Annotated in this window: 5 protein-coding genes and 2 pseudogenes; 3 read left to right on the forward strand and 4 right to left on the reverse strand. The window is 68.3% G+C overall.

The genetic code is table 11. From position 1 onward, the window contains the following. Together GXZ33_RS06855 and GXZ33_RS06860 are read right to left on the reverse strand one after the other, a co-directional pair. A pseudogene (locus GXZ33_RS06855) lies at window positions 1-134 on the reverse strand (translation initiation factor IF-3); the annotation flags it as partial. Window positions 135-364: 230 nt separating this feature from the next. Then, window positions 365-1,186 (reverse strand): hypothetical protein, encoded by an 822-nt coding sequence (locus GXZ33_RS06860; RefSeq protein WP_291340101.1) that lies wholly within the window; start codon window positions 1,184-1,186, stop codon window positions 365-367. A gap of 75 nt (window positions 1,187-1,261) precedes the next feature. On the opposite strand from GXZ33_RS06860, the gene GXZ33_RS06865 reads away from it, so the two are divergent. Continuing rightward, a complete protein-coding gene (locus GXZ33_RS06865; RefSeq protein WP_291340102.1) occupies window positions 1,262-3,136 on the forward strand; it encodes a hypothetical protein in 1,875 nt (624 codons plus the stop codon). Here the strand turns inward: GXZ33_RS06865 and GXZ33_RS06870 are convergent. Both GXZ33_RS06870 and uvrA read right to left on the reverse strand, forming a co-directional pair. Beyond that, window positions 3,074-3,796: a DUF1648 domain-containing protein gene (locus GXZ33_RS06870; protein WP_291340105.1), complete on the reverse strand. Its 723-nt coding sequence runs from the start codon at window positions 3,794-3,796 to the stop codon at window positions 3,074-3,076. The two genes, GXZ33_RS06865 and GXZ33_RS06870, sit on opposite strands and share 63 nt — an antisense overlap. Before the next feature lie 5 nt (window positions 3,797-3,801). Next, a complete protein-coding gene (gene uvrA, locus GXZ33_RS06875) occupies window positions 3,802-6,654 on the reverse strand; it encodes an excinuclease ABC subunit UvrA (protein WP_291340103.1) in 2,853 nt (950 codons plus the stop codon). Between the two features lie 78 nt (window positions 6,655-6,732). On the opposite strand from uvrA, the gene GXZ33_RS06880 reads away from it, so the two are divergent. Beyond that, entirely contained in the window at window positions 6,733-7,335 is a 603-nt protein-coding gene (locus tag GXZ33_RS06880) for an MBL fold metallo-hydrolase (protein ID WP_291340104.1), read from the forward strand. A gap of 59 nt (window positions 7,336-7,394) precedes the next feature. Then, window positions 7,395-7,521 (forward strand): annotated as a pseudogene (locus tag GXZ33_RS12655) (DoxX family protein); the annotation flags it as partial.

Below are 7,521 nucleotides of genomic sequence, written 5' to 3' on the forward strand. Positions count from 1 at the left end.
CGGACGATACCGACCTGCTCACCGCCCGGGCCGACAAGGCGGACCTCAGGAACTCGGATACGCTCATTAATGCGAGCTTCAGCGCTGATGTGTGACTCCTCAAGTAGCGGGTTTCGTGAAACGTACCGTGCCACCTGCGAGGATTTCCCCCACGAGAAAAACCCGCCTGTCGGTTGGTGTCCGACGGCGGGAGATCTCTCAAAATAAGACAGCCCCGGAAGGCTGACCTACTCTTTGACCTGTATCCAACCGGTGGAACCGGCGGCATGAGGTGGGATGATCTCCGCTTGTGGCCCGAGCCCCTGGAGAAGGCGCACGGGTGGTAGTGGGGACTACCTTAACACCACTCGGCCCGGAAGCCAAATCACGCCCTGCAGGTCACCGCCGGGCCGATGGCCTCGGCCTCGATGAGCTCCGCGAGTCCGGCACCGACGGCGTCGAGGATCTCCACGGCCGTGTCATGCGAGTTGTCGTCCGGGTGGGTGAGCACCGCCAGCCCGACCGCCCCCTTCCCCACCGGGACCGTGCCGAGCTGCCGGACCGTGTACACCTCCGCGGTGTCACTGCCCCAGCCGCCCTTGAAGTGCGCGTCCGGGATCTCCGCGAGCCCGTAGCGCTGCCAGTCGACGATCTCCCCCATCGCCTCATAGGTCGTCCCGACCGTGTCCAGGCACGGCAGCTCCGCCGCGAACTGCGCCTGCTCCTTCAGCGACCACAGCGTCTCCCCGGGCAGCGGCTCCAGTTCGGGTGTGTGCGGCAGGTCCCCCAGGTCCAGGTCGATGGCACGGGAGAGCTGGTAGGCCGCGGCATTGTCGGAACTGCTTATCGACGCCCCGATCAACGCCTCAGTCGCCACCCCCTCCCGGTCCGCCACCACGGCCACGGGCACCTTGATCGTCGACCAGGACCACGAGTTGCCGGTCAGACCGACGTGGGTGACACCGTCAGCGGTGGCCACGGCGATACCGACACGGCCGCCGTACCCGGAGCCGACCTCCCGGGCCAGGGAGCGGAGTTCCCGTCGCAGCTCCTCCGCGCTGAGCGCGGCAGACTCAGCACGCTCCTCCGGCGGCGGGTTCTCCCCTGCGGCACCGTTGGAGACGCAACCGGCCAGCAGACCGACGCTGAGAAGGACCGGCACGGCGCGTGACGCCACCCGTGAGAGCCCCGGAGACCACGTGTTCACGTGCGGGAACTATACCTTCTCGAACATTGGACCCCAGCACTCGCCGCCTGCCGGTCAAGGACATAGGCTGATCACATGACTGTCGATCCCCGCGACTCCATGGAGCTGCGACTGACCCTGCGGCGGCTCGAAGCCGCCGAGGCGGCGCTGAGCGACGCCCGCCGCTCCCTCGACGCCGTCCTCAACCGGCAGTCGGAGCCGACCGCCGTCGTAGCCCCCGTCGCGGCTGCCCCGGTTCTCGGGCCTCCCGTCCCTCCCTCCCCACCTGCCCCACAGCAACGGCCGACGGCCCTGTACGAGAAACCCCTTGGGCCTCCCAGGCCCCCGGTGCCGATCGAGACGAAGGTCATCCGGGCGGTCGCCGTGGTGGGATCACTCATCACGGTGGCCGGCGTGGGCCTGGCGGTGGCCCTGGTCATCCAGGCCGGTCTGCTCGGTCCGCTCGGCCGGATCCTGCTGTCGACGCTGCTGGCCGTCGCCCTCTTCGGTGCCGGTCTCTGGCTGGAGTCCTACCGCCACCGGATCGAGGGCCGTGACACCGCCGGCATGACCGCCGGTGCGACCGCCCTCTTCGTGACCTCGTGGCTGACGTCCGCGGTCATCCTCTTCGCCCTCCTGGAGGTCCTCGGGTGGTGGCCGGCGTGGGCGGCCGTCCTGGTCCTCATGGCGGTGTGGCTGGTGTTCCTCGCCGTGTCGGTCACACGCAGGCTGCACTGGGTGGCGTTCTACAGCGGTCTGTCGATCATCTTCATCGTCGACGCCTTCTTCGACGCTTTCACGCCGACGACCTGGCTGGTCGCCCTGCTGCCGCTCACGCTGCTGGCCGTCACCGCAGTCCTGCGGCATGCGCCACTCCGGACCCTGGCCGGTGTCATGGCACTGTTCTCCCAGACGCTGCTGTCCCTGGGCGGCATCGCGGACTGGGACCGGGCTCCGCAGTCCACCGCAGTCGCCGCCGCCCTGCTCGCCATGGTCTCCGCCCCCGCCTTCGCGTGGATGACGCTGCGTCACCCGAGCGATGGGAAACGCACGGAACGGTTCACCGTCTTCACGGTGCCCCTCGTCCTGCTGCTCCTCGCGGCACCGCCCGCCGCGGACACCTGGGCGATCTGGCTGCTTGTCCCCGCCACGGCCGCCCTGGCGTTCCTCGGGCACCGGCACGACCACCTGCTCGAGATGGTCGCGGTCTGCGCCACAGCCGTCGCGTTCATCCTCGTCTGGCAGCTCACCCCACCCTTCGGGGCGGGGGCGCGTATCGACGCCACCATCGTCGTCGCCCTCTTCTTCATCGCCGCCGTCATCACCGTCCTGTGGCTGGAGTCCAGTGAAGAGGGCCGCGTGTGGCCGTGGGCCTTCTGGCTCGGCGCGGCACTGACCGTCACGTTCCACCTCACCCGCAACGTGCTGAACAAGTCCCCGCTGTGGCTCACCGACCACATCGCACTGGTCCAGGCCGGACTCATCGCGGTGTTCCTCGGGGTGGTGGTCTCACGCCGGCGGGCACTCGCCCCTCTCCCGGTGTGGGCGCAGGTGGTCCTCGCCGTGGCCGGACTGCATCTGTCGATGGTCGCCATCGTCACCGCCGCCACCTGGCTGGGCAACATCCTCGCCGGGACCTCCGGCATGTGGCTCGGCTACCTCATCGGCCACGCCCTGGTGAGCATCCTGTGGATGATCCTGGCGGCGTGGATCCTGCTTGCCGCCCCGGGTCTCACCGACCGTGCCTCCCTCGGGGCGGGCATGGTGCTGGCGGCCGCCGGCGTGGTCAAGCTGGTGTTCTTCGACCTGGGCACGCTCGAGGGCCTGCCGCGGGCCCTGGCCTTCCTCGTCTCCGGCATCGCGCTGCTGGCGATGGCGTCCCTGCGTACCCGGTACCGGGGGCCCGGGTCAGAGGAGGAAGAGGAGCAGCCCCAGCACCAGCACCAGCAGGAGCGGGCCACCGACCAGTAGCCCGAAGGCCAGGCGGCCGGCGGGACGTCCCAGGTTGAAGGTCATGTTCATGCCTCCGTCCCCCGGCACGAGGATCCGGGGGTCATCGGGGTCCCGGTAGAAGAGTCCCCGCCACTTCTCCCGTTCTGATTCTTCACGCGGGTGACGCTCCTCCGCCACTGTCCGCGCCCGCTGGAGCAGCACGATGAGCAGGACAGTGAGTCCCGCCAGGACCACCAGGAACAGCCCCAGGTCCGCCTTCTGCCCGTCCCCCGTGTAGGTCCGCACCAGCAGGAGAAGCACGGCGGCGTTGACGCCGAACAGGTACCAGCCCAGGTGGGTCTGGGAGGCCCGCAGGGTGTGCCAGGTCCGCTGTGCCTCCTCCGGGGTGCGCGCCCCGCCCCGCTGCGTCAGGGACGCAGACTGAGACGAGATCACCCCCGCCCCGGTCAGCATGCTCAGCAGGATGATCACCGGCCCGAGCAGGACGGTGACGAGGAAGCCGGACAGGGACTTCTCCTGAAATCCGTCCGCCACCCCGGCCGCGTCCCAGTGGACCGGCATCGGGTCAGGCAGGCCCGGGTAGATGTCACGGACCAGGTGGATGACCACCGCGACCGTCAGGGCGGCGGTGGCCAGGATCCACAGCCAGTTGACCCGGATGCGGGGCAGATCAGGCATCTGCGTCACGGCAGCACCTCGGCGAGGAACTGACCGGTGTAGGAGCCCGTCACCTCCGCGACCTGCTCCGGGGTACCCTCCGCGATCACGCGGCCACCACCGGATCCACCCTCCGGCCCCATGTCGATGATCCAGTCTGCAGCCTTGATCACGTCGAGGTTGTGCTCGATGACGATGACCGAGTTCCCCTTGTCCACCAGCCCCTGGATGACGAGCATGAGCTTGCGCACGTCCTCGAAGTGCAGGCCGGTCGTCGGTTCGTCGAGAATGTAGACGGTGCGGCCCTGGGAGCGCTTCTGCAGCTCGGAGGCGAGCTTCACGCGCTGGGCCTCACCACCGGACAGGGTGGTGGCGGACTGGCCGAGGCGGACGTAGCCGAGGCCGACGTCGACAAGCGTCTGCAGGTAGCGGTGGATCGAGCCGATCGGTTCGAAGAACACGGCCGCCTCCGAGATCGGCATGTCGAGAACCTCGGCGATGGTCTTGCCCTTGTAGCGCACCTCCAGTGTCTCGCGGTTGTAGCGTGCGCCGTCGCAGACCTCGCAGGGGACGTAGACGTCCGGCAGGAAGTTCATTTCGATCTTCAGGGTGCCGTCGCCCTGGCAGGCCTCGCAGCGGCCACCCTTGATGTTGAAGGAGAAGCGGCCGGCCTTGTAGCCGCGGACCTTGGCCTCGGTGGTCTCGGCGAAGAGCTTGCGGATCTTGTCGAACACGCCCGTGTACGTCGCCGGGTTGGACCGCGGGGTGCGGCCGATGGGCGACTGGTCGACCTGGACGAGCTTGTCCAGGTGGTCGGTGCCCTCGACCCGCTTCGCGCGGCCCGGGACCTGGCGGGCCTTGTTGAGCTCGTTGGCCAGCGTCTTCGCCAGGATCTGGTTGATCAGCGTCGACTTGCCGGAACCGGAGACACCGGTGATGCAGCACAGGATGCCGAGCGGGATGGACACGTCGATGCCCTGCAGGTTGTTCTCCCGCGCCCCGATCACCGCGAGCTGACGGTCGGGATCCACGGGACGGCGCTCCCCGGGCACGCCGAGGACACGACGACCCGAGAGGTAGTCACCGGTGATGGAGTCCGGGGTCTCGAGGATGCCGGCCGGTTCACCCTGGTAGACGATCTCGCCGCCGTACTCACCGGCCTTCGGGCCGATGTCGACGAGCCAGTCGGCGGCCCGGATCGTCTCCTCGTCGTGCTCGACGACGATGAGCGTGTTGCCGATGTCGCGCAGACGCTTGAGCGTGGTGATGAGCCGTTGGTTGTCCCGCTGGTGCAGACCGATCGAGGGCTCGTCGAGGACGTAGAGCACGCCGGCCAGGCCGGAGCCGATCTGGGTGGCCAGGCGGATGCGCTGGGCCTCACCACCGGACAGGGTGCCGGCGGCGCGGTTGAGGGTGAGGTAGGACAGGCCGACGTCGAGAAGGAAGCGCAGGCGCGCCTGGATCTCCTTGAGCACCGCACCCGCGATCATCTCCTCGCGGCGTCCCAGGACGAGGGAGTCGAGGAACTCGCTGGCCTCCGCGATGGACAGTTCCGTCAGGCCGGCGATGGAGTGCTCGCCGTGGGTCCGCGAGTCCAGGCGGACGGCGAGGATCTCCGGCTTGAGGCGGGCGCCCTGACAGGTGGGGCAGGCGACCTCGCGGGTGTAGGCGAGGTAGCGTTCCTTGGACCACTCACTCTCCACCTGGTCGATCTTGCGGTGGAGGTAGCCCATGACGCCCTCGAAGGGGGCGGTCCAGTTGCGGATGCGGCCGTAGCGGTTCTTGTAGCGGACGCTGACCTCGGTCTTCGTGCCGTGGACGAGCGCCTTGCGCTGCGCGGAGGTGAGCTCGGAGTACGGGGTCTCAGGGTCGAAGTCGAGGGCCTTCGCCAGGCCCTCGATGAGCTTCTCGAAGTAGCCGGCGTTCGGGCTCGAGGTCCACGGCTGGACGGCGCGGATCACGGGGGCGTCGATGTCCGGGATGATGAGGTCGATGTCCACCTCGGTGCGGGTGCCCAGCCCGTCGCAGGCGGGGCAGGCGCCGTACGGGGAGTTGAAGGAGAACGCGCGGGGCTCGAGCTCGTCGATGGTGAGCTGGTGGCCGTTCGGGCAGGCGAGCTTCTCGGAGAAGATCATGTAGCGCTCCGGATCGTCCTCCGGGCGGCTGACGAACTCGAGGGCCACCAGGCCGTCGGCGAGCCCGAGGGCCGTCTCCACCGAGTCCGTGAGGCGCTGCTGCTGCGACGCCTTGACCTGGAGACGGTCCACCACGACGTCGATGTCGTGCTTGATCTGCTTCTTCAGGGTCGGGGGGTCGGTGAGCTGGTGCACCTCGCCGTCGACACGCACACGCGCGAAACCCTGCGCCGCGAGATCCTTGAACAGGTCCACGAACTCACCCTTGCGGGTGCGCACGACCGGGGCGAGGACCTGGAACTTCAGCCCCTCCTCCATCGCCAGGACCTGGTCGACGATCTGCTGCGGGGTCTGGCGGGCGATCTTCTCGTCGCACACCGGGCAGTGCGCGGTGCCCGCGCGGGAGAAGAGCAGACGGAGATAGTCGTAGATCTCCGTGATCGTGCCCACCGTCGAACGCGGGTTGCGGTTGGTCGACTTCTGGTCGATGGAGACCGCCGGCGACAGGCCGTCGATGAAGTCAACGTCCGGCTTGTCCATCTGCCCGAGGAACATGCGGGCGTAGGAGCTCAGCGACTCGACGTAGCGCCGCTGCCCCTCCGCGAAGATGGTGTCGAAGGCCAGTGAGGACTTGCCGGAACCGGAGAGTCCGGTGAACACGACGAGCGTGTCGCGGGGCAGTTCGATGTCGACGCCCTTGAGATTGTGCTCGCGCGCTCCGCGCACGATGAGGCGGTCAGCCACAGATGAGTCCTCCGGTCTGTTGTCGGGTACCCCCTCGAACATAATACCGAGAGGCGCTGCGTCGCTACCCTGGGTGACATGACCGACAACCTGACCCTGCACCAGATCTCCGTCTCAGAGATGGACAACAACTGCTACCTCCTCGTCGCCGGCTCTGAGGCCCTGCTCATCGACGCCGCCGACGACGCCCCCGCCATCCTCCGCATGGCCGAGGAGGCCGGCGCGGAGATCACCGCCGTGCTCACCACCCACCGCCACCCGGACCACCACCGGGCGCTCGTCGAGGTCCTGGAGAAGACCGGAGCCACCCACTACGCCCCCTTCCTCGACGCCCCCGCCCTGCCCGCGGACGTCGACGTCGAACTCGAGCACGGCGACACCCTGCCGTTCGCGGGGCGTGACCTCCCTGTCGCGATCCTGCGCGGCCACACCCCGGGCGGCGCCGCCCTCACCGCCGAGATTGACGGTCAGACGCACCTGTTCGTCGGCGACAGCCTCTTCCCCGGTGGGCTGGGCAAGACGACCTCGGAGAGTGACTTCGTGCGCCTGTTCAAGGACGTCTCGGAGAGAATTTTCGACAGGTACGACGACGACGCCATCGTCCATCCTGGCCACGGTGAAGGCACCACCCTCGGCGCGGAACGGCCCCACCTGGATGACTGGTGGGAGCGTCGTTGGTGACGATTCGTCAGTACAGTGGATCACGTACGAACCGTCGCATAAATACAGGGAGAACAACCATGATCCGCAAGATCGCCCGCCCCATGATCGCCTCCGTCTACATTGCCGACGGCGCCGACAGCCTGCTCAACACCTCCGAGCACACCGAGGCCGCTGAGACCCTCATCAAGCGCGCCCGCGCGATCC

It is taken from the genome of Corynebacterium sp. (genome assembly GCF_012838985.1).
GTDB lineage: Bacteria > Actinomycetota > Actinomycetes > Mycobacteriales > Mycobacteriaceae > Corynebacterium.